The 26,695-nt window shown below is 68.6% G+C and carries 30 protein-coding genes; 18 read left to right on the plus strand and 12 right to left on the minus strand.

Translation table 11 applies throughout. From position 1 onward, the window contains the following. The first annotated feature begins 2 nt into the window (after positions 1-2). Genes AC5Y3P_RS15720 through AC5Y3P_RS15730 form a run of 3 tightly spaced genes read left to right on the plus strand, consistent with a single transcriptional unit; the run spans position 3 to position 1,795 of the window. On the plus strand, positions 3-605 hold the full coding sequence (locus tag AC5Y3P_RS15720; protein WP_500046846.1) for a rhodanese-like domain-containing protein: 603 nt from the start codon (positions 3-5) through the stop codon (positions 603-605). Further along, complete coding sequence (locus AC5Y3P_RS15725; RefSeq protein WP_500046847.1) at positions 602-1,468, plus strand: sulfite exporter TauE/SafE family protein; 867 nt, start codon at positions 602-604, stop codon at positions 1,466-1,468. Before AC5Y3P_RS15720 ends, AC5Y3P_RS15725 begins: the two co-directional genes overlap by 4 nt. 57 nt (positions 1,469-1,525) lie before the next feature. After that, entirely contained in the window at positions 1,526-1,795 is a 270-nt protein-coding gene (locus AC5Y3P_RS15730; protein WP_500046848.1) for a metal-sensitive transcriptional regulator, read from the plus strand. A gap of 4 nt (positions 1,796-1,799) precedes the next feature. Here the strand turns inward: AC5Y3P_RS15730 and AC5Y3P_RS15735 are convergent, their stop codons facing one another. The 5 genes from AC5Y3P_RS15735 to AC5Y3P_RS15755 form a co-directional block, all read right to left on the minus strand. After that, complete coding sequence (locus tag AC5Y3P_RS15735) at positions 1,800-1,967, minus strand: hypothetical protein (protein ID WP_500046849.1); 168 nt, start codon at positions 1,965-1,967, stop codon at positions 1,800-1,802. A gap of 217 nt (positions 1,968-2,184) precedes the next feature. Then, a complete protein-coding gene (locus AC5Y3P_RS15740; protein WP_500046850.1) occupies positions 2,185-3,771 on the minus strand; it encodes an acyl-CoA carboxylase subunit beta in 1,587 nt (528 codons plus the stop codon). 17 nt (positions 3,772-3,788) lie between these two features. Next, positions 3,789-4,964, minus strand: coding sequence for an acyl-CoA dehydrogenase family protein (locus AC5Y3P_RS15745; RefSeq protein WP_500046851.1), 1,176 nt, complete (start codon positions 4,962-4,964; stop codon positions 3,789-3,791). Next, positions 4,957-6,162 (minus strand): acyl-CoA dehydrogenase family protein, encoded by a 1,206-nt coding sequence (locus AC5Y3P_RS15750; protein ID WP_500046852.1) that lies wholly within the window; start codon positions 6,160-6,162, stop codon positions 4,957-4,959. The genes AC5Y3P_RS15745 and AC5Y3P_RS15750 overlap by 8 nt, the downstream gene beginning before the upstream one ends. Positions 6,163-6,225: 63 nt before the next feature. After that, a complete protein-coding gene (locus tag AC5Y3P_RS15755) occupies positions 6,226-6,696 on the minus strand; it encodes an Rv1352/Rv1906c domain-containing protein (RefSeq protein WP_500046853.1) in 471 nt (156 codons plus the stop codon). 203 nt (positions 6,697-6,899) lie between these two features. On the opposite strand from AC5Y3P_RS15755, the gene treS reads away from it, so the two are divergent. The 3 genes from treS (at position 6,900) to AC5Y3P_RS15770 (ending at position 10,950) form a co-directional block, all read left to right on the plus strand. Continuing rightward, positions 6,900-9,125 (plus strand): maltose alpha-D-glucosyltransferase, encoded by a 2,226-nt coding sequence (treS, locus tag AC5Y3P_RS15760; protein ID WP_500046854.1) that lies wholly within the window; start codon positions 6,900-6,902, stop codon positions 9,123-9,125. A gap of 84 nt (positions 9,126-9,209) precedes the next feature. Next, complete coding sequence (locus AC5Y3P_RS15765) at positions 9,210-10,034, plus strand: mycofactocin-coupled SDR family oxidoreductase (protein WP_500046855.1); 825 nt, start codon at positions 9,210-9,212, stop codon at positions 10,032-10,034. A gap of 61 nt (positions 10,035-10,095) precedes the next feature. Then, the gene (locus AC5Y3P_RS15770; RefSeq protein ID WP_500046856.1) at positions 10,096-10,950 is read left to right on the plus strand and encodes a rhomboid family intramembrane serine protease; all 855 of its coding nucleotides are present in this window, start codon (positions 10,096-10,098) and stop codon (positions 10,948-10,950) included. Here the strand turns inward: AC5Y3P_RS15770 and AC5Y3P_RS15775 are convergent. Continuing rightward, complete coding sequence (locus AC5Y3P_RS15775; RefSeq protein ID WP_500046857.1) at positions 10,947-11,501, minus strand: TetR/AcrR family transcriptional regulator; 555 nt, start codon at positions 11,499-11,501, stop codon at positions 10,947-10,949. The genes AC5Y3P_RS15770 and AC5Y3P_RS15775 overlap by 4 nt on opposite strands. Before the next feature lie 265 nt (positions 11,502-11,766). Between AC5Y3P_RS15775 and AC5Y3P_RS15780 the strand changes: the two genes are divergently transcribed. After that, positions 11,767-12,144, plus strand: coding sequence for an STAS domain-containing protein (locus AC5Y3P_RS15780; protein WP_500046858.1), 378 nt, complete (start codon positions 11,767-11,769; stop codon positions 12,142-12,144). Between the two features lie 32 nt (positions 12,145-12,176). Continuing rightward, positions 12,177-12,599 (plus strand): ATP-binding protein, encoded by a 423-nt coding sequence (locus AC5Y3P_RS15785; protein WP_500046859.1) that lies wholly within the window; start codon positions 12,177-12,179, stop codon positions 12,597-12,599. A gap of 10 nt (positions 12,600-12,609) precedes the next feature. Here AC5Y3P_RS15785 and AC5Y3P_RS15790 read toward each other — a convergent pair whose 3' ends face one another. Then, complete coding sequence (locus AC5Y3P_RS15790) at positions 12,610-13,284, minus strand: DUF427 domain-containing protein (RefSeq protein ID WP_500046860.1); 675 nt, start codon at positions 13,282-13,284, stop codon at positions 12,610-12,612. Between the two features lie 54 nt (positions 13,285-13,338). On the opposite strand from AC5Y3P_RS15790, the gene AC5Y3P_RS15795 reads away from it, so the two are divergent. Continuing rightward, a complete protein-coding gene (locus AC5Y3P_RS15795) occupies positions 13,339-14,511 on the plus strand; it encodes an acyl-CoA dehydrogenase family protein (protein WP_500046861.1) in 1,173 nt (390 codons plus the stop codon). 55 nt (positions 14,512-14,566) lie between these two features. Here AC5Y3P_RS15795 and AC5Y3P_RS15800 read toward each other — a convergent pair whose 3' ends face one another. The 3 genes from AC5Y3P_RS15800 to AC5Y3P_RS15810 are packed head-to-tail and all read right to left on the minus strand — an operon-like array spanning position 14,567 to position 16,781. After that, positions 14,567-15,118 carry a TetR/AcrR family transcriptional regulator gene (locus tag AC5Y3P_RS15800; protein ID WP_500046862.1) on the minus strand — a complete coding sequence of 184 codons (552 nt, stop codon included), beginning with the start codon at positions 15,116-15,118 and terminating at the stop codon, positions 14,567-14,569. Beyond that, complete coding sequence (locus AC5Y3P_RS15805; protein WP_500046863.1) at positions 15,115-15,927, minus strand: thioesterase family protein; 813 nt, start codon at positions 15,925-15,927, stop codon at positions 15,115-15,117. The genes AC5Y3P_RS15800 and AC5Y3P_RS15805 overlap by 4 nt, the downstream gene beginning before the upstream one ends. Then, positions 15,927-16,781, minus strand: a complete 855-nt coding sequence (locus tag AC5Y3P_RS15810; RefSeq protein ID WP_500046864.1) for an SMP-30/gluconolactonase/LRE family protein — start codon at positions 16,779-16,781, stop codon at positions 15,927-15,929. The genes AC5Y3P_RS15805 and AC5Y3P_RS15810 overlap by 1 nt, the downstream gene beginning before the upstream one ends. A 91-nt stretch (positions 16,782-16,872) precedes the next feature. Here AC5Y3P_RS15810 and AC5Y3P_RS15815 point away from each other — a divergent pair, with 91 nt between their 5' ends. From AC5Y3P_RS15815 to AC5Y3P_RS15845, 7 genes are all read left to right on the plus strand, one after another. Further along, a complete protein-coding gene (locus tag AC5Y3P_RS15815; RefSeq protein WP_500046865.1) occupies positions 16,873-17,577 on the plus strand; it encodes an NIPSNAP family protein in 705 nt (234 codons plus the stop codon). A gap of 62 nt (positions 17,578-17,639) precedes the next feature. After that, a complete protein-coding gene (locus AC5Y3P_RS15820; RefSeq protein WP_500046884.1) occupies positions 17,640-18,815 on the plus strand; it encodes a cytochrome P450 in 1,176 nt (391 codons plus the stop codon). Between the two features lie 3 nt (positions 18,816-18,818). Next, positions 18,819-19,799 (plus strand): zinc-binding dehydrogenase, encoded by a 981-nt coding sequence (locus tag AC5Y3P_RS15825; RefSeq protein WP_500046866.1) that lies wholly within the window; start codon positions 18,819-18,821, stop codon positions 19,797-19,799. Then, on the plus strand, positions 19,796-20,563 hold the full coding sequence (locus AC5Y3P_RS15830) for an HpcH/HpaI aldolase family protein (RefSeq protein ID WP_500046867.1): 768 nt from the start codon (positions 19,796-19,798) through the stop codon (positions 20,561-20,563). Before AC5Y3P_RS15825 ends, AC5Y3P_RS15830 begins: the two co-directional genes overlap by 4 nt. Next, on the plus strand, positions 20,556-21,290 hold the full coding sequence (locus tag AC5Y3P_RS15835; protein WP_500046868.1) for an SDR family NAD(P)-dependent oxidoreductase: 735 nt from the start codon (positions 20,556-20,558) through the stop codon (positions 21,288-21,290). Before AC5Y3P_RS15830 ends, AC5Y3P_RS15835 begins: the two co-directional genes overlap by 8 nt. Before the next feature lie 8 nt (positions 21,291-21,298). Next, positions 21,299-22,807, plus strand: a complete 1,509-nt coding sequence (locus AC5Y3P_RS15840) for a flavin-containing monooxygenase (RefSeq protein WP_500046869.1) — start codon at positions 21,299-21,301, stop codon at positions 22,805-22,807. After that, complete coding sequence (locus AC5Y3P_RS15845) at positions 22,800-23,744, plus strand: alpha/beta hydrolase (RefSeq protein WP_500046870.1); 945 nt, start codon at positions 22,800-22,802, stop codon at positions 23,742-23,744. Before AC5Y3P_RS15840 ends, AC5Y3P_RS15845 begins: the two co-directional genes overlap by 8 nt. 8 nt (positions 23,745-23,752) lie before the next feature. On the opposite strand, the gene AC5Y3P_RS15850 is transcribed toward AC5Y3P_RS15845, so the two are convergent. Together AC5Y3P_RS15850 and AC5Y3P_RS15855 are read right to left on the minus strand one after the other, a co-directional pair. Then, positions 23,753-24,238 carry an SRPBCC family protein gene (locus AC5Y3P_RS15850; RefSeq protein WP_500046871.1) on the minus strand — a complete coding sequence of 162 codons (486 nt, stop codon included), beginning with the start codon at positions 24,236-24,238 and terminating at the stop codon, positions 23,753-23,755. 46 nt (positions 24,239-24,284) lie between these two features. Continuing rightward, a complete protein-coding gene (locus AC5Y3P_RS15855; RefSeq protein ID WP_500046872.1) occupies positions 24,285-25,436 on the minus strand; it encodes a phosphotransferase in 1,152 nt (383 codons plus the stop codon). A 113-nt stretch (positions 25,437-25,549) separates the two neighbouring features. Between AC5Y3P_RS15855 and AC5Y3P_RS15860 the strand changes: the two genes are divergently transcribed. Both AC5Y3P_RS15860 and AC5Y3P_RS15865 read left to right on the plus strand, forming a co-directional pair. Then, positions 25,550-26,113, plus strand: a complete 564-nt coding sequence (locus AC5Y3P_RS15860; RefSeq protein ID WP_500046873.1) for a hypothetical protein — start codon at positions 25,550-25,552, stop codon at positions 26,111-26,113. A 52-nt stretch (positions 26,114-26,165) separates the two neighbouring features. Continuing rightward, positions 26,166-26,648, plus strand: a complete 483-nt coding sequence (locus tag AC5Y3P_RS15865) for an Rv0361 family membrane protein (protein WP_500046874.1) — start codon at positions 26,166-26,168, stop codon at positions 26,646-26,648. Positions 26,649-26,695: the final 47 nt, after the last annotated feature.

Raw genomic sequence — 26,695 nt, forward strand, 5'->3', positions numbered from 1 at the left:
CGATGACCACGCCCACCACCATCGACCCACATGAGCTGAACCAGTTGCTCGACTCGGCTGCGCCACCGCGGGTCCTCGATGTCCGGACCCCGGGCGAGTTCGGCACCGCGCACATCGCCGGCGCCTACAACGTGCCGTTGGATTTGCTGCGGGAACACCGGAGCGAGATCATCGAGCATCTCGACCAGGACGTGGTCCTGGTCTGCCGCTCGGGACAGCGAGCCGGTCAGGCCGAGCAGACGCTGCGCGCCGCCGGGTTGACCAACGTGCACATCCTGGAAGGCGGAATCACCGCCTGGCAGGACCGGGGATTCGCGGTCAACCGCGGCGCTCAGCGCTGGGATCTGGAGCGTCAGGTCCGTTTGGTCGCCGGCTCGATCGTGCTCTCCAGTGTGCTGGGCAGCCTGGCGGTCCCGAAGTTGAAGTGGGTTGCCGCAGCGGTCGGCGGCGGATTGACCTTCGCGGCGCTGTCCAACACCTGCGCGATGGGGGCGATGCTCGCGAAGCTTCCCTACAACCGCGGCGCGTCCTGTGACGCCCAGAGCGTCGTGTCCCAGCTGGTGGATTCCTGTCCGGCAGCGCAGAACCCGGCCGGTCGATCATGATCGCGCTGACCATCGGCCTGGCCGTCGTCGTCGGGATCGCGTTGGGCTTGCTCGGTGGCGGCGGCTCCATCCTGACCGTCCCACTGCTGGCCTACGTCGCCGGAATGGACGCCAAGCAGGCCATCGCCACCTCGTTGTTGGTGGTGGGTGTGACCAGCGTGATCGGCGCCGTCTCGCACGCGCGCGCCGGCCGGGTGCAGTGGCGCACCGGCCTGATCTTCGGCGGTGCCGGCATGGCCGGCGCCTATGCCGGCGGACTGCTGGCCCGATTCATCCCGGGAACCGTGCTGCTCATCGGCTTCGCCCTGATGATGGTCGGCACGGCGATTGCCATGCTGCGCGGACGGATGGCCGGGCAGGACACCGAGGGAACCCATCGGCTGCCCATCCCGAAGATCGTCGCGGAGGGTTTGGTCGTCGGGTTGGTCACCGGCCTGGTTGGCGCCGGCGGCGGTTTCCTGGTCGTGCCCGCGCTTGCGCTGCTGGGCGGACTGCCGATGCCGGTCGCGGTCGGCACCTCGCTGATCGTCATCGCGATGAAGTCGTTCGCCGGCCTGGCCGGGTATCTGTCCAGCACTGCGATCGACTGGCCGGTGGCCCTGGCGGTGACGGCCGCCGCGGTGCTGGGCGCACTGATCGGCGCGCGGTTGACCGCGCTGGTCGACCCCGATGCGCTGCGGAAGGCGTTCGGCTGGTTCGTGCTTGCAATGTCCTCGGTGATCCTGGCCCAAGAGATCCACCTGGGGGTCGGGATCGCCGCGGCGGCGCTCACCGCGGTCGCCGCCCTCATGACGCTGGTCTGCAGCCGCTATGGGCGTTGCCCGCTGCGCCGGTTCGGTGGCGCCGGCGCCGCGCCGGCCTGAGCGATACCCCCGTGGGTACGCTTGGAAATATCGTCGACCGTCGAAAGGAGACGTGCCATGGTTGGTGACGAAGATGCGATCGTCGCCGTGCTCAACAGGTTACGCAGGGCGCAGGGTCAACTTGCCGGTGTGATCGCGATGATCGAACAGGGGCGTGACTGCAAGGATGTCGTCACGCAATTGGCCGCGGTGTCGCGCGCCCTGGACAAGGCCGGGTTCAAGATCGTCGCCACCGGTCTGCGCGAGTGCCTGACCGGACAGGCCGCCGACGGTCAACAGCCGATGTCCGAGGCCGAGCTGGAGAAGCTGTTCCTGGCCTTGGCCTGACCGGTCAGGGGTTGTGCCGGACCGAGGTGTCGACCTGCGGCGCGGTGGCCGTCGGCTGGATCTTGTCAAGCCAGTCGTGCCGGTCCACCCCGGCCTGGGCGGGACTGGCCAGACCCAGCACCGCGGCGGTCAGGACGCCGGCGATCAAAGTGCCGAAGCCGAACTTGTTCATGATGAAACATCCTCTCTCCCTTGTGGTTCGAACCGAGGCATGCTGTCGCGGTTCGGACGCTGGGCCGGCTGGTGGGAAGTTCTTGGTGCCGGTCTGATCTGCTCAACGGTGCCGCCGCGCGGGTTTAGTTCCGGATGGCAGAAATTACGCGCAGGATGGCAGGATCTGGCGATTTCGGTGCGCTAGCGGGCGCTGAGCGCCCGTAAACGCACCGAAATCACCAGGTGTCGATGAACCTGCGGGACTGCGGTGCGCCGCTGGATCCGGCCGCGGTCAGCGTCGCGGCGATCAGCGCGCGGGTTTCGGCCGGGTCGATCACATCGTCGATCTCGAACTGCGCGGCCGCGTTGAGTGCCGCGGCGTTGCGTTCGGCGGCCGCGGTGGCCTCCCGGACCCGCTGTTCCCGCAGCTCAGGATCGGCGATGGCGTCGAGCTCCTTGCGCATCCCGAGCCGTACTGCGCCCTCGAGTCCCATCGGCCCCAGATGTGCGGTCGGCCAGGCCACCGTCAACACCGGCTCGTGCAGGCTGCCGCCGGCCATCGCCTGGGCGCCCAGTCCGTAGCCGCGGCGCAGGATCACCGCGATCAACGGTGTGCTCAGCGCGGCCCCGGCCACCAACATCCGCGACGCTCGGCGCACCAACGCTTCAGCCTCGGCGGCCGGCCCGACCATGAAGCCCGGGCAGTCCACCAGTGAGACGACCGGGAATCCAAATCCGTTGCACAACTGCAGGAATCGTGCGGCCTTGTCGGAGGCCGCGGCGGTCAGCGCACCGGCCATCACGCGGGTGTTGTTGGCGATGAATCCGACCGGGCGGCCTTCGATCCGGGCCAGCGCGGTCACCAGTTCCGGCGCGAACTTGGGCCGCAGGTAGGTCACCGAGTCGACGTCGGCCAGGGTCTCGATGATCGGTTCGACCTGATAGGCCCGGCGGGCCCGCTCGGGCAGGATGCTGCGCAGCGTGCTCTGGTCGACGGCGGTGCCGCCGGTAATCGGGCCCTGGAAATAGCTCAGCAGTCGTTTGGTCACCGCTACGGCCTCGGCCTCGTCGGCGACCACGACGTCGACCACGCCGTTGGGTTGTTGCACCGAGATCGGGCCGACGTCATCGGGTGCCACCTCGCCGAGGCCGCCGCCGGCGATCATCGCCGGCCCGCCCATCCCAATCGAGGTGTCGGCGGTGGCCACGATCAGATCCGAACAGCCCGCGATCACCGCGTTGCCGGCGAAGCAGCGGCCGTGCACCACAGCTATCCGGGGCACCACGCCGGACAACGCCGCCCACAACTTGAACGCCCGAACGTCCAAGGAGGACACGGTGGGGAAGTCGGTGTCGCCGGGCCGGCCGCCCCCGCCCTCGGCGAAGAACACCGTGGGCAACCGCATCCGTTCGATCAGCTCGAACAGCCGGTCCTTCTTGAGATGACCGAACGCGCCTTGGGTGCCGGCCAGCACGGTGTAGTCGTACGACAACACCGCGCAGGCCGCGGTTTCGGCGTCGAACAGGTCGCCGTTGATCCGCGCGGTGCCGGCCAGCAGACCGTCGGCCGGCGTCGCGGCGATCAGGTCGTCGAGCTCCCGGCGCCGGCGCTGTGCGGCCAGCACGAACCGGCCGTACTCGACGAACGAGCCGGCATCCACCAAATCCGCGACGTTCTCCCGCGCGGTGCGGCCGCCGCGCGCGTGCCGACGGGCCACCGCGTCCGGGCGCGCGCTGTCCTCGGTTTGCGCGCGTCGGGTCAGAAACTCCCGATGCGCTTCGGGTAGGTCCGGATCTGGTTGGGTCGGTACGGGTTTGGCCACGACTCAGGCCGGCCGTCTCACTCGGGTACTCCGACGGCTACCCGCGGTGCGCGCTCGTCGACGGCGTTGTCGAGTACCGCGGTGGCCACCCGGTCGCGGTGCGCCTCGGCGGAGCCGAACAGTGCGGCGTCGGTGGTGGCCCGCTTGAAGTAGAGGTGCGCCTGATGTTCCCAGGTGAACCCGATGCCGCCCAGGGTTTGAATGGCGTCCCGTGCGACCCGGCTGAATGCCTCGGAGCACACGGCCTGCGCGATGCTGGCCGCCAGCGCCGGATCGTCGGTGCCGTCGGTGAGCGCCCACGCGGCATGGTAGGCCGCCGACCGGGCGTGCTCGACGTCGACCAGCATGTCGGCCAACCGGTGCTTGACGGCCTGGAACGAGCCGATCGGGCGGCCGAACTGCAGCCGGGTCTTGGCGTAGTCGACCGCCAGATCCAGCAGGTGCTGGCCGGCGCCCACCTGCTCGGCGGCCAGCAGCACCGCACCGACGGTCAGCGCATGCTCGATCACCCGGGCCGCGGATTCCGGGCCGGCCACCAAACGTGCCGGCGCCGAGTCGAATTCGATGTTCGCCTGGGGCCGGGTCAGGTCCAGGGTGACCAGCGGGGTGCGCGCCACCCCGGTCGCGTCGGCCGGCACGGCATACAGTCCGACACCGTCGGCGCCGGTGGCGGCGACCAAGATGTGCTCGGCGGAGGCGCCGTCGAGCACCCGCCCGACGCTCCCGGTGACGGCCAGGTCATCACCGGATCCGGCGACCGTCACGGTCACCGCCGACGCGTCGAAGCCGCCCGCACGTTCCGGCACCGCGACCGCCGCGGTGCGGCGCCCCTCGACCAGATCGGCGAGCAGTTCGTCGCGCACCGCACCTTCGGCAGCCACCAACGCCGGGATGGCCAGGAACACCGTGCCGACCAACGGGCCACAGGCCAACGCGGCGCCGAGTTCTTCGACGGCGACGGCCTGGTCCACCAGGGTGCCGCCGGCGCCGCCGTCGGCCTCGGGCACGGCCAGGCCGAGCACACCGAGTTCGGCGCCGAGCCGGGCCCAGACCTTCGGGTCGTGGGCCGCAGGGGATTCCATCAGCCGGCGCACGGTCTGCTCGTCGAAGTTGTCGGCGCAGAACTTGCGCACCGCGGCGCGCAATTGTCGTTGTTCGTCGCTGAACACGAATGCTGCACTGTCACTAGCCACGGGGGATCTCCTTCCACGGCATGCCGGCATCGGCACGCAGATCACCGGGCAGTCCCAGCACCCGTTCGCCCAAGATGTTGCGCATCACGTCGGAGGTGCCGCCCTCGATGGTGTTGGCCCGGCTGCGCAGGAAGCGCTGCTGCACCGGCCCGCGCCAGTCCGCGCCGTCCTCGTCCCGGCCCAGCTCGTAGCCGTGATACAGCAGGCCTTCTGGCCCAAGCAATTCCATGCACCACTGGTAGATGTCCTGGTTGAGCTCGGCGCCCACCAGTTTGCCGATCGAACCTTCCGGCCCGGGACCACCGACCCCGGCGGCCGCGCGGGAGCGTTCGGCGGTGAGCCGCTGCGCCTCCGACCGCAGCCACAACTGGGTGAGCCGATCCCGCAACACCGGCGTGCGCAGATCCGGCCGGGCCGCCCACAGTCCCACCGCATCGGAGATGGTGCCGGCGCCGCGCCGGCTGCCGCTGCCACCGAGGGCGCTGCGTTCGTTCATCAACGTGGTCATCGCGACCGCCCAGCCGTTGCCGACCGCGCCGAGCCGGTGCGCATCCGGGATCCGGGCGTCGGTGAAGTACACCTCGTTGAACTCGGCCTGCCCGGTCAGCTGGCGCAGCGGCCGGGTCTCGACCCCGGGTTGGGTCATGTCGACGACGAAGTAGGTCAAGCCCTTGTGTTTGGGCACATCGGGATTGGTGCGAGCCAACAGCAGTCCCCACCGCGCCCGGTGCGCCAGGCTGGTCCACACCTTCTGGCCGTTGACCACCCAGTCGGCGTTCTCGCCGGAACCGTCCTGCACCGCCGAGGTGGCCAGCCCGGCGAGGTCCGAACCGGCACCCGGCTCGGAGAACAGCTGGCACCAGATGTCCTCGGTGGTGGCCAGCGGACGCAGCCAGGTCTGCTTGACGTCGTCGGTCTGCGCGTGTTCGCGGATGGTCGGAGCGGCCATGCCGTAGCCCATCGGATTCAACGCCAGCGGCACCGGGCCGCCGGCGCCCTGCAGGATCCGGTCCGCCACGGCCTGCAGCCCGCGGGACACCCCGAGACCGCCCAGGCCGGGCGGAAAGTGCACCCAGGACAGTCCAGCGTCGTAGCAGGCGCCGAGGAACTCGGGGATCGGAACGCTCTTCGGGTCGTGCTCGGCAACGACCGTGCGCGCCAGTTCGGCGACCCGGTCGGTATCAGAAGCGGGGCTCATCGCCTCACGATAGGAAATCGACGGGCGTCAACTGTGACCCGGGTCGCTTTTCGGTCCGGCCGGTCAGCCCGGCGGGCGATTGGCGAACACCCGGCCGAGCTGACCGAGGATGTCCAACGGGTTGGCGCCCGGCGCCGGGCTGGCGCTGTTGTCCAGCGTCCAGGTCTGGCACTCACTGGTCTTGAAGGTGGTGTCGCCGGCCTCGATGGTCACCACCGCCGGCTTCTTGGTCATCGCGTTGTCGAGCATCTCGTCACCGTTGCTGCGTTTCCAGTAGCAGGTGCCGCCCTCGACGGGACCGGCCGAGGTGTAAGTGCCCGGGACGATGTCGGTGCCCACTTGGTAGAGGCCATCGCCTTCGAAGCTGGTCTTGGGGCCCGCTGCGGCCGGCTCCGCGGACTCAGGGTTCTCGGCGGCCGGGCCGGGCGCGGGTCCGCTCGGCTCGGGGGTCGGCTCGGCGTGCGCGACGGCGGTGACGCTGCAAGCCAACAGCAGCGCGGCCGCGGCAGCGCAGCTCTTCTGGAACGTGCTCATCCAAATAGCTTAGCTGGGCGAAGCAAGTGCGCACCTGGCTTCGCGCCGGCCCGGCCGGTTTGGGCGCCGTCGGTGACCGGCAATACTGCCCGCAGCACGGCCTGGCCAGCGCGGGGCCGCGCGCGTCCGTACGCTCGGTGACGCGCGTCATGCACCGGTCGCGGACCGGAGGAACGGGATCGTCGAACAGGAGGACGCAGCGCATGTCGGAGACGGTCCAGGCGGTACCCGACGATCAGGGCAACGAGCCGACCGAGATCACCTTCGACGAGTACCTGCACCCGGCCCGGCCGGGGACGCTGCGGTTCCGGCCGCGGGTCAAGACCCCCTTCCGGCGCCGGTCACTGGCCCAGGACGGTCCGCCGTCGGCGGACAACCCGGCGTATGTGTCCTGGTTGCTGACCCAGTCGATGCTGGCCGACGCCAACGAGATCAGCCAGCAGTTCTCCGGGCAGGGTTCGATGTGGCAGAACCCGTTTGCCAATCCGGCGCCGCGGGGCGCGGTGGAGACCGCTTCGGTGTGGTTCACCGCCTACCCGCCGTCGCTGATCACCCGGCCCGACGAATCGTTCCTGGCGGCAATGGCCGACGAGCAGATGTGGAAGGCGTTCGCCGCGATCGGTATCAACGCCGTGCACACCGGCCCGGTCAAACGCGCCGGCGGCATCGCCGGCTGGCAGCACACCCCCAGCGTGGACGGCCACTTCGACCGGATCAGCACCCAGATCGACCCGGCGTTCGGCACCGAGGAAGAGTTCCGGCAGATGTGCGGCACCGCCAACTGGTACGGCGGCACCATCATCGACGACATCGTGCCCGGCCACACCGGCAAGGGTGCCGACTTCCGGCTGGCCGAGTTGAAGTACGCCGACTACCCGGGCATCTACCACATGGTCGAGATCGACCCGCGGGACTGGGATCAGCTGCCGACCGTGCCGCCGGGGGCGGACTCGGTCAACATCGACGCGGCCTGCGAGGACTGGCTGGACAAGGCCGGCTACATCATCGGGCGGCTGCAGCGGGTGATCTTCTACGCCGAAGGTGTCAAGGAAACCAACTGGAGCGTCACCCGGCCGGTGCTCGGCGTCGACGGCGTCGAACGGCGCTGGGTGTACCTGCACTACTTCAAAGATGGTCAGCCCTCGATCAACTGGCTGGACCCGTCGTTCGCCGGCATGCGGTTGGTGATCGGCGACGCACTGCATTCCCTGACCGACCTGGGCTCGGGCGGACTTCGGTTGGACGCCAACGGGTTTCTGGGTGCGGAGAAGACCGCGGCCGAGGACAACCCGGGCTGGTCGGAGGGGCACCCGTTGTCGGAGGCGGCCAACCACCTGATCGCCAGCATGGTGCGCAAGGTGGGCGGCTTCACCTTCCAGGAGCTCAACCTGACCATCGAGGACATCCGCCAGATCGGCGAAGCCGGCGCGGACCTGTCCTACGACTTCATCAACCGGCCCGCCTACCACCACGCGCTGGCCACCGCCGACACCGAGTTCCTCCGGTTGACCCTGCGCAGCACCCTGGAGTTGGGCGTGGACCCGGCCTCGCTGGTGCATGCGCTGCAGAACCACGACGAGCTCACCTACGAACTGGTGCACTGGTCGACCGGGCATCGCGACGACCTCTACGACTACAAAGGCGAGCAGGTCACCGGTGAGCAACTGGGAGCGACCATCCGGGCCGACCTGACCGCCGCGCTGACCGGCCCGCGCGCGCCGTACAACCGGGTGTTCACCACCAACGGCATCGCCTGCACCACCGCGACGGTGATCGCCGCGACCCTGGGGCACGCGGATCTGTCCGAGCCGATCGACATCGACCAGGTGCGCCGCGCGCATCTGCTGCTGGCCATGTTCAATGCGCTGCAACCGGGAGTGTTCGCGCTGTCCGGCTGGGATCTGTGCGGCATGCTCACGCTGCCGGCCGAACAGGTTGCCGAACTGTTGCGCTTCGGCGATACCCGCTGGATCCACCGCGCGGCCCACGACCTGATGGGCGTCAACCCGGCCGCGACCGCCTCGTCGGCCGGAATGCCCAGGGGAGTGAGCCTTTACGGATCGGTGCCGGATCAGTTGCAAGACGAGACCAGCTTCGCGCGGCAGCTGCAGGCGATCCTGCGGGTGCGCTCGCACTACGGCATCGCGACCAGCCGGCAGGTCGACATCCCGGAGGTCTCGCACCGCGGCATGCTGGTCATGGTGCATCTGCTGGAAAGCGGCGCGCATCAGCTGACCGTGCTGAACTTCGCGGGCGAGGAGATCGCCGGCAGCGTGCGTTCGGAGTGCCTGCCCCCGGGTGGTCGGGTGTCGGACATGTTCAGCGGCAAGCCGCTGGCCACCGTCGACGACCTGTGCAGCTTTCCCGTCGAGTTGCCCCGCCACCACGGCATGTCGCTGTTGGTGGAGGCTGGCGAACCGCAACCGTAACCGCAACAGTAAGATCCACCGAAGTGCCCGGGTGGGCTTTGCTGCGCCCCGCGCTTTCCGCACGTAGACCGAGAGGACACCTGTATGGCCGAGTTGCTCACCGACAAAGTTGCGTTCATCACCGGCGCCGCCCGAGGGCAGGGCCGGGCGCACGCGGTGCGGTTGGCCGAGGAAGGTGCGGACATCATCGCCGTCGACATCGCCGGGCCGCTGCCCGAGGGCGTGCCGTGTGACCCGGCCACCCCGGACGACCTGGCTGAGACCGTCGACCTGGTCAAGGCGACCGGGCGTCGGGTGTTCTATCGCGCCGTCGACGTGCGCGACCACGACGGGCTGCGCTCGGCCGTCGACGACGGCGTCGCCGAGCTGGGTCGGCTCGACGTCATCGTGGCCAACGCCGGCATCTCGATCCCGGAGCGCTGGCACGAGATCACGCCGCGCACCTTCCAGGACACCCTGGACATCAACGTGACCGGGGTGTGGAACACCGTGATGGCCGGCGCCCAGCACATCATCGACGGCGGCCGCGGCGGGTCGATCATCCTGACCAGTTCGCTGGCCGGGGTCAAACTGCAGCCGTTCATGGTGCACTACACCGCCAGCAAGCACGCCGTGGTGGGCATGGCCCGGGCGTTCGCCGCCGAACTCGGCCAGCACAAGATCCGGGTCAACAGCGTGCACCCCGGCCCGGTGAACACCCCGATGGTCAGCACCGGCAACATGATGGAGAAGATGCTGGGCGCGGCCGAGGCGAATCCGACGCTGATGCAGGGCGGTACGCCGTTCCTGCCCGATTTCATGGCCGAACCCGGGGACATCGCGGCCGCCGTGTGCTGGCTGGCCTCCGATGAATCACGCCTGATCACCGCAGTCGCGTTGTCGATCGACAGCGGGATGGCGCAGTTCTGACCGAGTCCGGCAATGGCGCCCGGGTGTCACCGGCGCGCCGGCCAGCCGTGAGAATGGTCCTATGACCTATCCGAGCCCGATGGGCCCGCAGGCGCAGGCACCGGTGTGCTTCCGCCATCCGAACCGCACCACCTACCTGTCCTGCACCCGGTGCCATCGGTATGCCTGCCCGGAGTGTCTGCAGCAGGCCGCGGTCGGTCAGCACTGCGTGGACTGTGTCCGGGCCGGGGCCGCGACGGTGCGCGCCCCGCGCACCGAATTCGGGGCCAAGCTGCGCGCCGGCGCCCCCGTGATCAGCTACACGCTGATCGGTCTGAACGTGCTGTTCTTCCTGGCGCAGAACCTCGCGCCGGATTTCGAGCACCAGTTCATGTTGTGGCCCGCCGGGGTTGCGCACTACGGCGAGTACTACCGGCTGGTCACCTCGGCGTTCCTGCACGTGGACGTCATGCACATCCTGTTCAACATGTGGGCGTTGTACGTGCTGGGCCCATCGCTGGAGGCTGCGCTCGGACGGTGGCGGTTCAGCCTGCTCTACGCGCTCAGCGCGCTGGGCGGCTCGGTGCTGGTCTATCTGCTCTCGCCGGTGAACGTCGCGACCATGGGAGCCTCGGGCGCGATCTTCGGACTGTTCGGCGCATCCTTCGTGGTGGCCCGACGGTTGAACCTGGATGTGCGCTGGGTGGTCGGGTTGATCGCGATCAACCTGGTGATCACCTTCGTGGTGCCCAACATCAGCTGGCAGGGGCATCTCGGCGGTCTGGTCACCGGTGCCGGGGTGGCCGCCGCGATGGCGTACGCGCCGGCGGGCAGACGCAACGCGGTGTTGACCGCGGTGACGGTCGGGGTGGTGCTGCTGTCCTTGGTGCTGATCGGCTGGCGCACCGAGGCGATCCTGCAGCTGGCCGGCCGCTAACCGTCCGCCGACCGGCCGGCCTTGAGGCCGACCGAATGGCGCAACTGGTCGAGGAACCCGTCGTCGTCGTCGCTGCGCACGATGTAGTGCGAGACCGCGACCCGGATCGCGGTCGCGGCCTTGACCGCGGCGTTCGGTCCGGACAGCAGACGCTCGAGCCGGGAGCGCATCACCGGGATGACCTCGGCCAGCCGGGCGATCACCACTTCCGGTTCGATGTCGATGGCCCGCACCCCCGAGTAGGAATGCTGATATTCCACGATGAACTGCAGCGCGGCATCGAGACGTTCGTTGCCGCGCAAACCGGCGGTGGCGCGGGCCACGCCGTTGTCGAACGATTCCCGCTCATAGATCGAAAACGCGTCCAGCAGGGCCTCTTTCGAGGCAAACCAGCGGTACAACGTGGGTCGCGACACCCCGGCCTGTTGGGCCACGTCGGACAGGCTGAGCTTGGATTGCCCGCTGCGCCCGAGCACTTCGGCGGTGGCGGCCAAGATCCGGCTGCGCGTCGAGCTGTCCTCGTCGGCGCTGACGGTCGAGGGTTGGTTCACGGCTGCCTCACCACGGTTAGCTGAGCGGATTGGGTTCGATGGTAGGCGGCCGACGGTGCGGGCGGTGCCAGGTGCCGGGCGGGTCGCGAAATTCAGCCAGTAGATCGCACCCGTCGGCCCACCTCGGTTAGGCTTTAGGAGATCCTGCCCTGCTGGGCGGACCGCAGCTGCATGTCCTGCCGCGCGCGCACTGCCAGGTTCAGCCCGTAGCCTCGCAGACGATGCGCAGTCGTACGACACGCGATGAACAGTGAAGGTGCTGAAGATGCCCGAGAAGTCCGAGGCCGACGAGGTCTCGACTCCCACCTGCACAGTGAGCGAAGCATGGTCGGGACGCGTCGCGGTGGTTTCGGCCGCGGGAACGGTGGACATGCTCACCGCGCCGCAACTGGAAGCGGGCATCGCCGCGGCACTGGCCAAGGAGCCGAGCGCCATTGTGGTCGATCTCACAGACGTGGATTTTCTGGCTTCGGCCGGGATGAGCGTTTTGATGGCAGCCCACCAGCAGGCCGCCCCGAGCGTGGTGTTTGCCGTGGTCGCCGACGGTCCGGTCACCGGCCGGCCGTTGCAGCTGGTCGGAATCGCCGAAATCATCGACGTCTTTCCGACGTTGGCCGAGGCGCTGGCCAAACTGGCCGCGTAGTGGACGGCAAAACGGGGTAGACCTCTCCCGCCATGAGCGACGACCTGCATCTCAGCGTTGCCGCCGACGCCGTCAGTGTCGGTCGGGCGCGCGAGCAATTCGCCAGTTGGTTACGTCGCTTCGCCCTGGATGCCGCACGGCACAACGACATCGTGCTGGCGGTCAACGAGGCGCTGGCCAATTCCGCGGAGTTCGCCTACCTGCATGCCGCGGCGCCGGGTGAAGTGGTCTTGCAGGCCAGTCACGCCGGCGCGGATTCGGTTCTGAACGTGACCGTGGCCGACGAGGGCAACTGGCGCGAACCCACCGGTGTCGATGACGGTCAGTACCGCGGCCGCGGCATCCCGCTGATGCAGGCGCTGGCCGATCTGGTCAGCATCGCGCGGTCGCCGAAGGGCACCACGGTGTGCATGCGCTTCGACGACGTCGACGCGGACCGCTCTGCGGTCTCCTAGCGCCCGGGTGTCAGCCCGGCAGTTCGGCGATCAGGTCGACCTTGCCCGCATCGAAACTCAGGTGCCCTGCGAGGGCCTGCGATTCGGGCAGCGGGTCGTCGTAGCTCCAGGCCACGTCGTCGATCACGGTGTCGCCGAGCACCGCGGCCCAATAGGTCGCCACCCCTTTGTAATTGCAGTAGCTGGTGGTGTCGGTGCGGCGCAGCAAGTCGGTGCGCACCTGACTGGGATCGACGTACAGGCGCGGTTCGAGCGCGGTCTCGAACACGATCACGGTGTCGCTGGTGTCCACCAGCGTGGTCTGACCCACCTGCACCCGTAACCTGCGGTGGGTGGGGCGGCAGTCCACCCGGTGATACGGGTTGGGCGGGTAGTGCACCAGACGGCGGCCCTCCTCGAACCAGCTGTCCACGGCGTCCCACGGCACCCGCACATAGCCCGGCGCGTGCACCTCGGCCTCGTGCGGTAGCGCACCGACCAGCTCGGCCGGGAAGGCATAGGACAGCGGTTGTCCGGCGCGGTGTACCAGCAGCGCGCGTTCGGTGTCCAGCACGGTGCGCCCGTCGCGCACCGCTTGGATCCGGCGCGGATGCGGCTCGATGAAGACGACGTCGGAGGGGACCGGAACCGAGAACCAGCCGGCCCGGTCCGGTCCGAGCGGACCGCGTCCGACAACGAGGCTCATTCGGCCGATAGTAGCGAACTTTACAAACAGATGCCTAACTGTCACGCTCACCGGGTGGACTTCTCGACCGTCGAACTGGCCCCCGACGACCTGGCTTTCCGCGCTGAGCTGCGCCGTTTTCTGGCCGAGGTGGTGACCCCGGAGGTGCTCGAGCGGGATCGGCGGACCGGGGAGAACTTCGACGAGGGCGTGCATCTGGCGCTGGCCGAACGCGGCTACCTGGCCGCGGACTACGAATCCGAAGCCGACGGCGGATTCTCGGCGGTGCGCCGACGGATCTTCGAGCTGGAGATCGGCCGCGCGCACACGCCGTGGTTTCACTGGGGCACCACCGCGATGGTCGCGCACGTGGTCGCCAAGCTGGCCAACGCCGACCTGGTCGCCGAGATCATGCCGGCCGTGCTGGCCGGTCAGGTGCGGCTGTGCCTGGGTTACACCGAGCCCGAGGGTGGTTCGGATGTCGCGACCTGCAAGACCCGCGCGGTGCGGGACGGATCCGACTGGGTCATCAACGGCTCGAAGATGTTCACCTCGAATGCGCACAACGCGCAGTACGTGTTCCTGCTCACCAATACCGATCCGGCCGCGCCCAAGCACCAGAGCCTGACCATGTTCCTGGTGCCGATGGACACCCCGGGCATCGAGGTGCAGGGTATCCGCACCATCGACGGTGATCGCACCAACATCGTCTACTACAGCGATGTCCGGGTGGACGACCGCTACCGGATCGGTGCGGTCAACGGCGGTTGGTCGGTGATGCGCGAGGCGCTCGCAGTCGAACACGGCGTCGTCGAGCGTGACGACCAAGGTCTGCAGAAACTGGCCACCATGACTGAGCACGCCCTGCTGATGGCCGAAGCGGTCGACGGTGCCGCGGGCATCCTCGGTGGCGTCGGCCCGGACGGCGAACGCCGGATCGACGACGGCGCAGTGTCATATCGGTTGGGCCGCAGCGTTGCCCGGATGGAAGCCGCGCTGAGCGCACCGGAGATGTACGGCCGGGTCGCGATCGCGCAGACCATGCGCGAGGTGGCACCGGAACTGATGGACCTGCTCGGCGCCGCGGCCGCGTTGTCGGTGAACGCCGACGGTGCGGTCGACGACGGCGCCGCCGAGTACCTGTTCCGGCTGGCCGGGCCGACCGGGATCTACGGCGGCACCCTCGAGGTGTTCCGCAATATGATCGCCCAGCATGCGCTGGGGTTGGGCAAGCCCAGCTACCGCTGATGGCATCGAGATAGCGTTGACGCAGGTGTTCTGATCGAATCTCCCTGCGTGAGTACTATCTCGATGCGGGTGAGTACGGTTTGAGCCCCACCACGTTGCGCAGCTGAGCCAACAACTGATCGTCGTCGTCGGAACGAACCACGAAGTGCGACAACAGGACCCGGATCGCAGTGGCCGCCTTCAGGGCGCCGTTGGGGCCGGGCAGCAGCCGCTGCAGACCACCGCGCATGGCCGGCAGCACCCGGGCGATCTGATCCAGGGCTACGTCGGGTTCGACGTCGACCAACCGCACCGGCGAATAGGACTGCTGATAGTCGACGACGAACTCCAGTGCAGCCGAGAGTTTTTCCTCGCCCTTCAAGCCTGCGGTGATCCTGCGCAGGCCGTCTTCGAAGGCCTGCATCTCGTGCAGGCTGAACGCCTCCAGCAGATCGTCCTTGGAAGAGAACCAGCGGTACAGCGTCGGCCGCGACACCCCGGCCTGATGCGCCACCTCGGACAGGCTGAGCCGGGTCTGCCCGTTGCGCGCCAACACCTCGGCGGTGGCCGCCAGAATCCGTTGCCGCGAGGTGTTTTCGTCCTCGTCGCCGAGCACCGGGCGGCTCACCGGGACCGCTGTCGCATCAGGACCGACTGCGCAATGCTGCCCACGGCCCCGGTCTGGTCGAACAACGTGCCCACCGTGGTGCCGATACCGTCGGGTCCGTAATGGGTCTCGGCCCGGATGCCGTTCCACTCCCCGTCCGGGACCCGATGTAGGTGCACCGCCAGATCGGTATTCAGGAACGTCCACTTACGGATGTCCAGGGAATTGCCCAGACCGTTGGCGCAGTCGGCGACCGTGAACAACCGTTGCACCGGCGACATCTGCTCGCCTGCGACCAGGTCGACCTTGGGTCTCAGCCAGGACTCGCCCGGGCCCGGGTCCCGCAGCGAGGTCAGCCAGCGCCAGTCGACGCTGTGCACGTAGTTGCGGTCCCAGTCCTTGGCCATGTCCCGGGCGCGTGCCTCGGAAAGCGCCCGCAGCGGCGGTTCGGGTGCGTGCACCAGCGCCGCGGTGTCGGTGGTCTGCATCCGCCAGGCACTGGCCCTGGCCACCGGCCGGACCTGGCCGTCGCGGCCCGGCCCGGCCATCTCGGCGCTGACCAACTCGATCTGCTTGCCGGGCCGGTCGACGCGGGCGGTCACCCAGAACTCGCCATCGGCGGGAACTCCGCCGAGCAGATCGATCACGACGCGGCTCAACCGGGTGTCCGGGCGGGCCTGACAGCGTTCCAGGGCGCGGACCAGGATGGCCGACACGGGCGCGCCGTGCTGGATCTGGTCCGACCAGGTCGAGCGCACGAAGTCGGTGCAGGTGAACTTCTCGCCGCGGGCGTCGTCGGCGTCGACCAGGGCGTAGTAGGAATCGGCCATCAGTGGTGGTGCCCTTCGTCGACGGGGCCGGTGCCGGGGATTTCCACCTCGACGGTGTCGACCCGGGATTCGTTGGTGCCGACCAGTTCCCGCGGGTAGGCGCTGGTAGTGCTGACCAGGAACAGGGTCTTGCACTCCGCGCCGCCGAGTGCACAGGCGATCGCGACGCGGTCCACGAGATCGATGCGGTCGGTCACGGCACCGCCGTCTGTGATGCGGTGGAACTGATGGGTCAAGGTCATCGCGGCCCATACGCCGCCCTCGACGTCGAGCGCGATACCGTCTGGCGGCCCTTCCAGGCCTTCGGCGAACACCCGCCGGTCGATCAACGCGCCGTCGGCGGCCACGGTGTACGCGGTCAATCGGCGGCCCACCGACTCCGCCACGATCAGCGTCGCACCGTCCCCTGTGATCACCATGCCGTTGGGGAAGTCGAGTTCGCGCGCGACGACGGCTGCGGTGCCGTCGGGATCCAACCGCACGATGACGCCGACCTCGCGGGCCTGCGCGCCGATATAGGCGCGTCCGTGATCGTCGATCACCATGTCACCGAGGTCGGCGGGCGCCAGTTCGGCCAGATCGGCAACCAGGGTGACCTCGTCGCCGTCATAGCCCCACACCTGACGTCGCTCCGTGGAAACAATCAGCAGGGTCCCGTCGGGGCGAAAGCCCAGGCCCGAGGGCGCGTGCCCGGGCAGCGGCAGCGTGGTCACGTCGCCGTCGGCGGTCACGGTGTGCACCGCCTCGCCGAGCATGTCGGAGAACCACAGTAGACCCTCGAACCAGCGGGGCCCCTCGCCGAAGCAGAAGCCGGTCGCCAAGGGCCGCACGGTTGTCGGGTCGGCGGTGCTCACGACATTGAACCTTTACAAAACACTCACAAAGTGTCACGCTCGCAGTTGGCGATGTCAACTACCGGGTGGGCCGGTGGCGAAGGTGAGGGTCGTGAAGCAGTTCTACGGGCACACGTTGTTGTACCTGCACGAGACCATTGCGCTGGGATCGGAAACCGCTGACGGCTTCTCGGCCAAGTTCAGCGGAGCCTACGCGCCGATGATGGCGGAGCTGGGTGCGCGGTTGTTCGCGATCTGGGAGACCACGGCCTTCAACGGGCATTGGCCGCAGGTGACGATCATCTGGGAGATCGACGCGTTCGCCGATTACGCACGGATTGGCCGGGCCCAGGCTCGCGGTGGCAGCCACCACCTGCCGGCCCGCGCCTGGCAGCAGTACCTGGCCGGTGTCGGAGCCCACGGTGAAGGCCGAATCATGTACGCCGGCAAGTACAATCGGACACTGGCGCAGTTGCAGGAGGCCGACTTCAAGGCCGGCTTGGTGATCCAGGAGATCATGGAGACCAAGCCCGGTCAGCAGGACGCCTACATCCGCGAACTCGAACGGCTCTACGTGCCGTGGTCGGAATCGACCGGCAAGCGTTGGCTGGGTTCGTTCATCACGACGTTCCGGTTCAACGAGGTGATCCACTACTGGGCGCTCGACGGTGACTGGGATTGCTTCGAGAACCACTACCCGTCCTGGAAGGGATCGCCGCCGGCCGAGATCGTCACCTGGATGAGCGTGGCCCCGGCGCTGCGCGACGGCTGGGAGGATTCGATCCTGGCCGCCCTGCCGCCTTCGCCGCTGAAGTAGGTGAATCCGTGAATCAGCCCACCCTGCAAGACTTCACCTACGATCCGTTCGACCCGGCCGTGATGGCCGACCCGCTGCCGTACTACCGGGTGCTGCGCGACGAACACCCGGTGTACTACATCGAGAAGTGGGACACCTACGCGCTGTCGAGGTTCGACGACATCTGGGAGGTCCTCGGTGTCACCGACGGGACCTTCGTCGCCTCGGAGGGCACGCTGCCGGCGGCCAACGTGCTCGCCCAGCACAACGACGGACCGGTGCCGCAGCCGCCGCTGCACCCGATGGCCTTTCATGCCAACTTCGACTCGCCGATTTACGAGGACGTCCGCCGGTGCACCTCGGCGCAGTTCCGTCCGCGTGCGGCCGGCAAGGTGGCCGACCTGATCCGCCGGCTGGCCAATGAGCGGCTCGACGAACTGTTGCCGCGCGGCCGGTTTGACCTGACCCAGGACTACGGCGGTGTGGTGGCAGCGGCGATGACGTGTCACTTCCTGGATCTGCCGCTGGAGCTGGCGCCCGAGGTGCTGGCCACCGTGAACGCCGGAACCTTGGCGCAGCCCGGCGAAGGGGTCGAGATCGCCAATGCCAGACCGGGTTACCTGTCCTACCTGACGCCGATCATCGAACGGCGCCGGGCCGCCGGCGCGGACGGCAGTGTGCCGATTGCGGACAATCTGATCAACTACCGACTGCCGGACGGTTCGGCGCTCAGCGACACCGAAGCTGCCACCCAGATGCTCGCGGTGTTCATCGGCGCCACCGAAACCGTTCCCAAGGTGACCGCGACGGGCTTGTGGCGGCTGCTCGAGCACCCCGACCAGTTGGCCGCCGTGCGTACCGATCTGGCGGCCAACGTGCCGGTGGCACGCGAGGAGATCATCCGGCACAGCGCACCGGCACAGTGGTTCGCCCGCACCGTGCGTCGGCCCTACTCGTTGCACGGCACCACGATGCGGCCCGGCCAACGCGTGATCGCGCTGTTGGCTTCGGCTGCCCGCGACGACCGGGAGTACCCGGAGCCGGACTCCTTCATCTGGAACCGGCCGATCGAACGCCTGCTGGCGTTCGGGCACGGCCAGCACTTCTGCATGGGAGTGCACGTCGCACGGCTGGAGATCGCCATCATGATCGAGGAATTCCTGCGGCGGGTACCGGAATACGTGATCGACACGACGGCCGCCCAGCGTCCGCCGTCAAGCTTCCAGTGGGGCTGGATCAGGCTGCCGGTGGAGGTCTGAACCGTGTGGGGCTACCGACTGACCGCGCCGTATGAGTTCGAGCGCATCGAGCTGCCCGAGCCGTCACCCGAGGCGCTGGGAACCGACCAGGTGCTGCTGCGCTTCCTGGCGGCCGGGATCTGCGGCAGCGACCTGCCCGGGTTTCGCGGCACCAAGGGCAAACTGCCCGGCGACACCGGTGCCTGCGCCGCCGAGATGAACGGCTTTCCGGTACACGAGATCGTCGGTGAGGTGATCGCCAGCCGGCACCCCGACCATCAGGTCGGCGACCGGGTGGTCGGCTGGGCATCCGGCTTCGACGGACTGATGGCGCGGGTGGTCGCCGACGGCAACGGTCTGGCGCCCTACGACCCGGCCCTGCCGCCCAACCTGGCGGTCGGTCTGCAGCCGTTGGCCTGTGTGCTGTACGCACTCGAGCAGATCCCGGAACTGCCCGGTAGCCAGGTGGCGATCCTCGGCCAGGGCTCGATTGGTCTGCTGTTCGGTTATGTGGCAAAGGCTCTGGGCGCAGCCCGGGTCACCGGCGTCGATCCGGTGGACCGCTCGGCGATCGCCGCGGGCTTCGGCATCGACGTGGCTGTGCGTGCCACCAGCGACCGGTGGGTCAGTCGATTGGATCCGGCCGACAAGCCGAACGTGGTGATCGAAGCGGTCGGCCACCAGGTGGCCACGCTGCAACATGCGGTCGAGGCCGCGGCGTTCGGCGGTTCGGTGTTCTACTTCGGGGTACCCGACGACGACTGCTATCCGATCAGCATGCGCACCATGCTGCGCAACAACCTGACCTTGCGTTCCGGGGTCACCCTGGAGCGCGCCCGGGTGTTGCGTCGCGCTGACGAGTTCGCGCGGGAGCACCCGGAATTGTTGCCCCGGTACGTGACCCATACTTTCGGCGTCGACGAGGTGCAGGCGGCCTTCGAACTCGCCTGCCGTCCGGTGCCCGAGCGTGTGAAGATCGCGATAGCCGAAGGGGACATCAGATGACCAGTCCGAACCGGTTGCAGACCAGCCTGGCTGAGCGCAAACACGTATGGGGCGGCTGGATCGTCGGTCCCAGCCCGTCCGGGCCGGAGGAGTTCGCCCGGGCCGGCTACGACTACGTCGGAATCGACGTCCAGCACGGCTATCTCGACGATGCCGATGCGGCGCTGATGATCCGCCGACTCGAACATGTCCCGATCGGAACTGCCGTGCGGCTGCCGTCGGCGGATCCGGCGCCGATCGGTCGGGTGCTCGATGCCGGCGCCGACGCGGTGATCGTCGCGCTGGTCGAAACCCCGGAGCAGGCCGCCGCGGCGGTGGCCGCCACCCGCTACGGGCCGGGCGGGGTACGTAGTTTCGGGCCGCTGCGCGCCGCCTTGGGCGTCGATGCAGCTGAACTCGAGCGGCGCGCCGCGGTCTACGTCATGATCGAAACCGCTGCCGCGTTGCCGCGGGTCGCCGAGATCTGCTCGGTGCCTGGGCTTTCCGGCGTATATGTGGGACCCGCGGACCTGGCGATCTCGATGGGGTGCAGCATCCCGGACATGTGGTCGCACCAGCAGTTGGTGGAGGCGGTCCAGGAGGTGCAGGCCACCGTCGCGGCCGCTGGTCTGGTCGCCGGCATCCACGCAAGCTTCGGGTCGGTGGGTCGTCAGGCGGCCGGCTGGGGATTCCAGATGATCACCTTGACCTCGGAATCGCGGGCGTTGCAACGCGGTGCGGCCGCGGATCTGGCCGACGCCAAGGCAGGTGGTGACGATGACTGAGGCGACCCGGGTGGCCCTGGTCACCGGAGCCGCGCGGGGCCAAGGTGCAGCGATCGTCGCAAAACTTCATCACGACGGCTGGCAGGTGCTGGCCTGTGATGTGGTCGCCGACCAATTGCGCTCCACGGTCGAAGGGTTCGATGACCCCAACGTGGTCGGGGTCGAGTTGGACGTGACCTCGGAGACCCAGTGGTCTGCCGCGGTGGACGTCGCCGTGCAGCGGTTCGGTGGGCTGAGCGCCCTGGTGAACAACGCCGGCGTGCTGCACCGCGCCCCGATCGCCGTGGAGACCGTCGAAGGCTTCGAACGCGCCTGGCGGGTCAACACACTCGGCCCGTTCCTGGGGATCCGGGCCGCACTGCCGGCGTTGCGGGCAGCCCAACGGGCCGCGATCGTCAACACCTGCAGCACCGGCGCGGTGCGGCCGTTTCCGAACCACGCCGCCTACGGTTCCTCCAAGTGGGGTCTGCGGGGACTGACCCAGACCACCGCGGCCGAGCTGGCCCGCGACGGTATCCGGGTCAACGCGGTGTTCCCCGGCCCGGTGCAGACACCGATGCTCGATACCGCGACCCAGCAGCGGCTGGCCACCACGTCGGTCTCCGGCCGGCTGGGGACGCCGGCTGAGATCGCCGACGCGGTGGCCTTCCTGCTCTCCGACGCGGCGTCGTTCATCACCGGCGCCGAACTCGTCGTCGACGGCGGCCAGTGTCTGCAGATCGGTTGAGGGAGAAGATGAATCGATCACCAGAGTTGTCCATCGGCATCATCGGTGCCGGACCCGGCGGGTTGGCGCTGGCCATCTTCCTCAAGAAGTCGGGTTTCACCAACTTCACCATCTTCGACCGGACCGACGGGGTGGGCGGGACCTGGCGTACCAACACCTATCCCGGTCTGGCCTGCGACGTGAAATCGCACCTGTACTCGTTCTCGTTCGATCTGAACCCGCACTGGTCGCGGCTGTGGTCGGAGCAACCGGAGATCTTGGCGTACTTCGAGCAATGTGCGCAGCGGGCCGAACTGACGCCGCACCTGAAGCTGCGCACCGAGGTCACCGCGGCGGTATGGGACGCCGAGTCGCAGACCTGGTTGCTGTCCACAGCCACCGGCGAGGCGTACCGGTTCGATCTGGTGATCTCGGCGGTGGGCATCTTCAACCAGCCGCTGATGCCGAAGCTCGAAGAGCTGGAACCCTTTTCCGGTGTGCTGATGCACACCGCGCAGTGGGACCACTCGGTGTCGCTGGCCGGTAAACGGGTCGCGGTGCTGGGGACCGGTTCCACGGCCTCGCAGGTGCTACCCGAGGTGGCCAAGGTCGCCGCGCAGGTGTATTCGGTGCAGCGTTCGCCGACCTGGATCCTGCCCAAACCCGACCGGCCCTACACCGATCGGGAGAAGTGGTTGTTCGCGCACGTTCCGCTGGCCAAGAAGCTGCACCGGCTTCGGCTGTGGTTGCGCAGCGAACGCAACATCTCGGTGATCGAGAACGGCAGCGACAAGACCCAGGAGTTCAAGGCGGTTGCGCTGCAACAACTCGACACGCTGATCCCGGACCAGCAACTGCGCGACAAGTTGACGCCGGATCACCCACTGGGGTGCAAACGGCTGGTGTTCGCCACCGACTACCTGCAGACCCTGACCCAACCGCACGTCGAGGTGGTGGACAGCGCCGCCCGGGCATTGCGCGCCGGTGCGCTGGTGACCGAGGACGGCCGCGACCTCGACGTCGACGTGGTGGTGTGCGCGACCGGCTACGCCGCCGCGGACTACCTGGGTCAGATCGACGTCGTCGGTGAGCACGGCCGATCACTGCACCAGGAATGGGCCGACGGCGCCTACGCCTATCTGGGGATGGCGGTGCCGGGGTTCCCGAATTTCTTCATGCTCTACGGGCCGAACACCAACGTCGGCTCCAACAGCGTGATCTTCGTGCTGGAAGCCCAAGCCCGCTACGTGGTGCGGGCCTGCCAATACCTGCGCCGCCGGGGCCGACGCTACATCGCGGTGCGCCGCTCGACCACCGATGCGTTCCTGGCCAAGCTGGACCGGTGGATGCAGGGCACGGTGTGGACCACGCGGTGCAGCAACTACTTTCGGGCCGCCAACGGTCGCGTCGTGACGCAGTGGCCGCGTAGCGCGAGCGCACTATGGGCGATGACCCGCCGGTTTCGGGCCGGCGACTACCATTTCGAGGCCGGCGCCCAAACCGCCGCGCAGCCCGAGCTGCGGTCGGCCCATGGCTAGCCCCGACGAGGTGGCGGCCCGGCTGGATCCGGTGCTGGCACCGTTGGCCGGGTTTCGCACCGATCTGAGTGCCGCGGGGCTGGACGGCCTACGGGAATCGCTCAACCTGCGCCGTAAACAGACCGCTGCCGAACTCGACCTGTCCGGGGTCGAGGTGTGCGACACCGCCCTGAGCTACCCGTCGGGCCGGTCGATTCCGGTGCGGATCTACCGCGGCGCGCCGGCGCCCGCGCCCGGCGTGCTCTATTGCCACTCCGGGGCGTTCGCGGTGGGCAATCTGGACACCGACGAGTTGCAGTGCGTGGAGTTCGCCCGCCGCGCCGAGTGCACCGTGGTGTCGGTCGACTATCGGCTGGCGCCCGAGCATCCGTATCCGGCTGCACTCGACGATGCGGTGGCGGTGCTGGATTGGCTGGCCGGCAATGCCGTCGAACTCGGTGTCGACCCGGCCCGATTGGCGGTGGCCGGCAGTAGCGCGGGCGGTGCGTTGGCCGCGCGACTGGCGCAGTGCTCGGCGGCCGGCGATGTCGCACCGGTGATCTTTCAGCTGTTGCACCAACCGGTGCTCGATGACCAATTGACGCCGTCCAAGCAGGAATTCGACAGCACACCCGGATTCGACGGTCCGGCAGCGGCGTTGATGTGGCAGTACTACCTGGGCGCGGACGCGGACCGGGCCACCGCGGTGCCGGCCGCGGCCGTCGAGCTGGCCGGCCTGGCACCGGCGTTGATCACCTGCTCGGAGCTCGATCCGCTGCGCGACGAGGCGATCGACTATGCGCTGCGCTTGATGTGGGCTGGGGTGTCGACCGAACTGCACGTGTTCCCCGGCACCTGCCACGGATTCGACTCGCTGGTGCCCGAGGCCGCGGTCAGCCGCCGGCTGTTCGACTTGCAGGGCGCGGCCTTGCGGCGGGCGCTGCACACCGGCCGGTAGACCGCAGCTCAGGCCGGCGCTGCCGCAGCAGCATCGAGTTCGCGGGCGATCGCCGCGTGGTAGGAATCGATGTAGGCCGGGTTCACCACCCGGAACAGCTTGTCCGGCAACGGTGCATCCTTGTACGCCTCGATCGTCATGGTGCGGGTGAACAGCGTGACGTCCCGGCCGGGCCGGGTGAAGTGGTACTGCACACTGATCCGGCCTGGCATGCCACCCGTGCCGTCGCGGCGGTGGCCGAGGTGGCCCACCGAGTTGAACACCCACAGCTTGGGGCGCATGGCGATCGCCAGGTGCCAGCTGTAGATGTGATCGCCGTCGGCGCCGGCCTCCTCCCAGGTGTCGCCGACTCGGAGCGGCAGGTCGTCGAGCTTGCCGACGTAGTTGCTGCCCGGGTAGGTCTTGGTCCAGTTCGCCGGGTTGGTCACGAAGTCGTAGACCACCTCCGGCGGATACCCAAAAGCGGTTTCGGAACTCGTGGTCACGATGCCCATGCCGGGTCCTCCTGGTGAATCGTCGCTTGGCTGGCGCAGTCTCGGGTCATCCGCCGGCCAGGCCGGCCCGTAGCGCCGGCACGGTCTCGAGGTCACCGAGGGCCGCCACCGCGCGGTGCAGCCCCTCGAGTGCAATCGTCTCGTCCTGCATGCCGCCCATCCCGGCGGTGGCCAGGGCAGCGACGTAGGCGTACAGCGCGGCTTGGCGGTACCGGCGCCACAGGTCGTCGGCATCGAGTTCGGGCCCGCCGTAACCGGCCAGGGCGGTGCGGTAGCCATCGAGCAAGCTGCGCTGGTGTTCCCGCCGGTCCTCGACGGTCATGCCGGTGATCAAGGTGTAGGCCAGCTCGCGGCTGGGGTGGCCGCGCCGCACCGCCTGCCAGTCCAGCAGGCCGGCCGTCCCGTCGCGGAAGTACAGGTTGCCCGGGTGCGCATCACCGTGCATCACGGTGTGCGGCCCGGTGTCGATCAGCCGCGACACCGCGCGCAGGTTGTCGATGATGTAGCGGCCGTCCTCGATCGGGATTGCGGTGCGCCCGGCCAGGCGGCGCGCGGAGAGCCGCATGATCGAAGCGGTCAGCAGCGAGGTGTCATCGCCGGATGCGGAGTACACCCAGCCCAGTTCGCCACGCCCGCGTTCCCGGGCCGGCAGCCGGCCCCAGAAGGTGCCGTGCAGTCGGGCCAGCAGGTCGAGCACCAGCGCGGCCTGATCCGGGCTGATCGGGTGGACGGTGTCGGGGAATTCGCACGGCCCGGCGGCCAGGTCTTCCAGCACCAGCACGAAGCGGCCGGTGTAGGGATCGAAGGTGGAGCCGTAACATTTTGGCACGCTGGTCAATTCGGGTGACAGCTCGGAATAGAACCGGACCTCGGTCTCAGCCAGCCGGCCCAGTTCGCCCATCAAGCGGATGGCCGGTGTCGTTGCAGCCAGCTTGACGAACACCGAATCGGGCACGCCGGTACCGGTGAGCGCCAACCGGGCTCGTTCGGAGGTGCCGGCGTCGTCGTCGAGCACCTGCACGGTGCGCACCGGCGCCCCGATCAGGCTGGTCAGCAAGGCGGGACTCAGTTCGGCCGCGCTACGCGGCAACTCGCGGAAGCGGCCGACGGCGGTGTCGACGGCCAGTCGGCCGAAGCCGGTGCCCAGGTGCGCGACCAACCGGGCGACGTCGGGCAGGGCCGAGGGCTGCTTGCTCAAGACAGTGGGTCCTTTACTCCGGAAGCTCTGCGGATGACTTTACATATTCGCCGATAAATGTCACGCTGGGGGTGTCCTGTCGTCGGCGTTAGCCGCACCTGAATGGATGGCCCATGGTTGCTCCCAGCTCCGAGCCCGTTGCCGCTGAGTTCTCCGAGGATGCAACGCGCCCGGCCTGGCTGCACACCGTGGGTTCGGACGGGCCGCTGCGATATCGGCTCGACGTGGCCGGTGCCAGCGCCGCCGAGGTGGTCGCCGGTCTGGGCGGCTGGCTGTTCGATCGGGCGATGGGCGGCTGGGAGGTCAGCGTCTACCTGCGTGACGTTGCCGGGTACGGCGCCCTCGAGGTGCTCGGCGCACGCGTGTACGAACTCGACGCCGCCTTCGCCGAACCGGAACCGGCGCAGCGTCCACACGGGCTGGCGGTCGCCACCGAACTGTTCGACACCGACGACCGGGTGCACCGCGCGGCGGTGCACGGGATGCGCCGCAGTGGCGCCGAGGTCACCTTCTGGGGCGCCGAACGTCCGGCCCGGCTGAACCGCGCGGTGCACCGGGTGGACTACCAGCCCACGTTGGCCGCCCAGGCCTTCAAGGCGCGTGCCGCGGTGCTCGCCGGGCTGCCGGCGACCGGTGGTGTGACCGAGGCGTTCTTCAGCCACCGCTGCTTCCGCTGACGCTGCGCTATCAGTCCTGCCGCGGGGTGGCGGACGTGGGTAGGGTCCACCCATGCAACCTGACGATCCGAATCAGCCCGAGCCGACGAACCCGGCGCAGTCCGAAGCGGCGCAGCCCGGTCCACCGGCCGCCCCACGGCGCTCAGCCCGCACCGCGTGGATAGTCGGCGGCGTCGCGGTATTGCTACTGGCGGTGGCGGGGGTGGTCGCGGCCACCACCATGTCGTCCGGTGCTGAGTCCGACGAAGATCAGATCCGGGCGGTGACCGCCGCATACGTCGACGCGCTGAACGCCGCCGATACGGAAGCGCTGGATGCAGTGGTCTGTGAGATCGACCGCGGCGACCGCTCCGCGGCGGGACTGCAGGCGCTGGCCAGGCGCAACGGTGAGCTCACCGTGACGGTGAAAGCTATTGCCGTCGAAGGTGATACCGCCACAGCCGAGGTCACCGCGGCGGCGGCCAATGAGTCCGCTCCCGACGACGCCGAGTTCGACTATGTGCGGGAAGGTGGCGCCTGGAAGGTGTGCATCTGACGCCGTGACGGCCCCTTTCGCTCTTCGGTCTCCGTCCCTCTCACGCG

It is taken from the genome of Mycobacterium sp. NGS45 (genome assembly GCF_059812645.1).

Bases quoted from the DNA above. Each gene is read 5' to 3' on its own strand.
- AC5Y3P_RS15820 (WP_500046884.1), top strand. From the start codon at position 17,640: ATGGCCGACCCGCTGCCGTACTACCGGGTGCTGCGCGACGAACACCCG.
- AC5Y3P_RS15860 (WP_500046873.1), top strand. From the start codon at position 25,550: ATGGTTGCTCCCAGCTCCGAGCCCGTTGCCGCTGAGTTCTCCGAGGAT.
- AC5Y3P_RS15840 (WP_500046869.1), top strand. From the start codon at position 21,299: ATGAATCGATCACCAGAGTTGTCCATCGGCATCATCGGTGCCGGACCC.
- AC5Y3P_RS15790 (WP_500046860.1), bottom strand. From the start codon at position 13,284: ATGAGCCTCGTTGTCGGACGCGGTCCGCTCGGACCGGACCGGGCCGGC.
- AC5Y3P_RS15805 (WP_500046863.1), bottom strand. From the start codon at position 15,927: ATGGCCGATTCCTACTACGCCCTGGTCGACGCCGACGACGCCCGCGGC.
- AC5Y3P_RS15830 (WP_500046867.1), top strand. From the start codon at position 19,796: ATGACCAGTCCGAACCGGTTGCAGACCAGCCTGGCTGAGCGCAAACAC.
- AC5Y3P_RS15750 (WP_500046852.1), bottom strand. From the start codon at position 6,162: ATGAGCCCCGCTTCTGATACCGACCGGGTCGCCGAACTGGCGCGCACG.
- AC5Y3P_RS15765 (WP_500046855.1), top strand. From the start codon at position 9,210: ATGGCCGAGTTGCTCACCGACAAAGTTGCGTTCATCACCGGCGCCGCC.
- AC5Y3P_RS15845 (WP_500046870.1), top strand. From the start codon at position 22,800: ATGGCTAGCCCCGACGAGGTGGCGGCCCGGCTGGATCCGGTGCTGGCA.
- AC5Y3P_RS15835 (WP_500046868.1), top strand. From the start codon at position 20,556: ATGACTGAGGCGACCCGGGTGGCCCTGGTCACCGGAGCCGCGCGGGGC.
- treS (WP_500046854.1), top strand. From the start codon at position 6,900: ATGTCGGAGACGGTCCAGGCGGTACCCGACGATCAGGGCAACGAGCCG.
- AC5Y3P_RS15730 (WP_500046848.1), top strand. From the start codon at position 1,526: ATGGTTGGTGACGAAGATGCGATCGTCGCCGTGCTCAACAGGTTACGC.
- AC5Y3P_RS15865 (WP_500046874.1), top strand. From the start codon at position 26,166: ATGCAACCTGACGATCCGAATCAGCCCGAGCCGACGAACCCGGCGCAG.
- AC5Y3P_RS15725 (WP_500046847.1), top strand. From the start codon at position 602: ATGATCGCGCTGACCATCGGCCTGGCCGTCGTCGTCGGGATCGCGTTG.
- AC5Y3P_RS15755 (WP_500046853.1), bottom strand. From the start codon at position 6,696: ATGAGCACGTTCCAGAAGAGCTGCGCTGCCGCGGCCGCGCTGCTGTTG.
- AC5Y3P_RS15720 (WP_500046846.1), top strand. From the start codon at position 3: ATGACCACGCCCACCACCATCGACCCACATGAGCTGAACCAGTTGCTC.
- AC5Y3P_RS15735 (WP_500046849.1), bottom strand. From the start codon at position 1,967: ATGAACAAGTTCGGCTTCGGCACTTTGATCGCCGGCGTCCTGACCGCC.
- AC5Y3P_RS15850 (WP_500046871.1), bottom strand. From the start codon at position 24,238: ATGGGCATCGTGACCACGAGTTCCGAAACCGCTTTTGGGTATCCGCCG.
- AC5Y3P_RS15785 (WP_500046859.1), top strand. From the start codon at position 12,177: ATGAGCGACGACCTGCATCTCAGCGTTGCCGCCGACGCCGTCAGTGTC.
- AC5Y3P_RS15780 (WP_500046858.1), top strand. From the start codon at position 11,767: ATGCCCGAGAAGTCCGAGGCCGACGAGGTCTCGACTCCCACCTGCACA.
- AC5Y3P_RS15770 (WP_500046856.1), top strand. From the start codon at position 10,096: ATGACCTATCCGAGCCCGATGGGCCCGCAGGCGCAGGCACCGGTGTGC.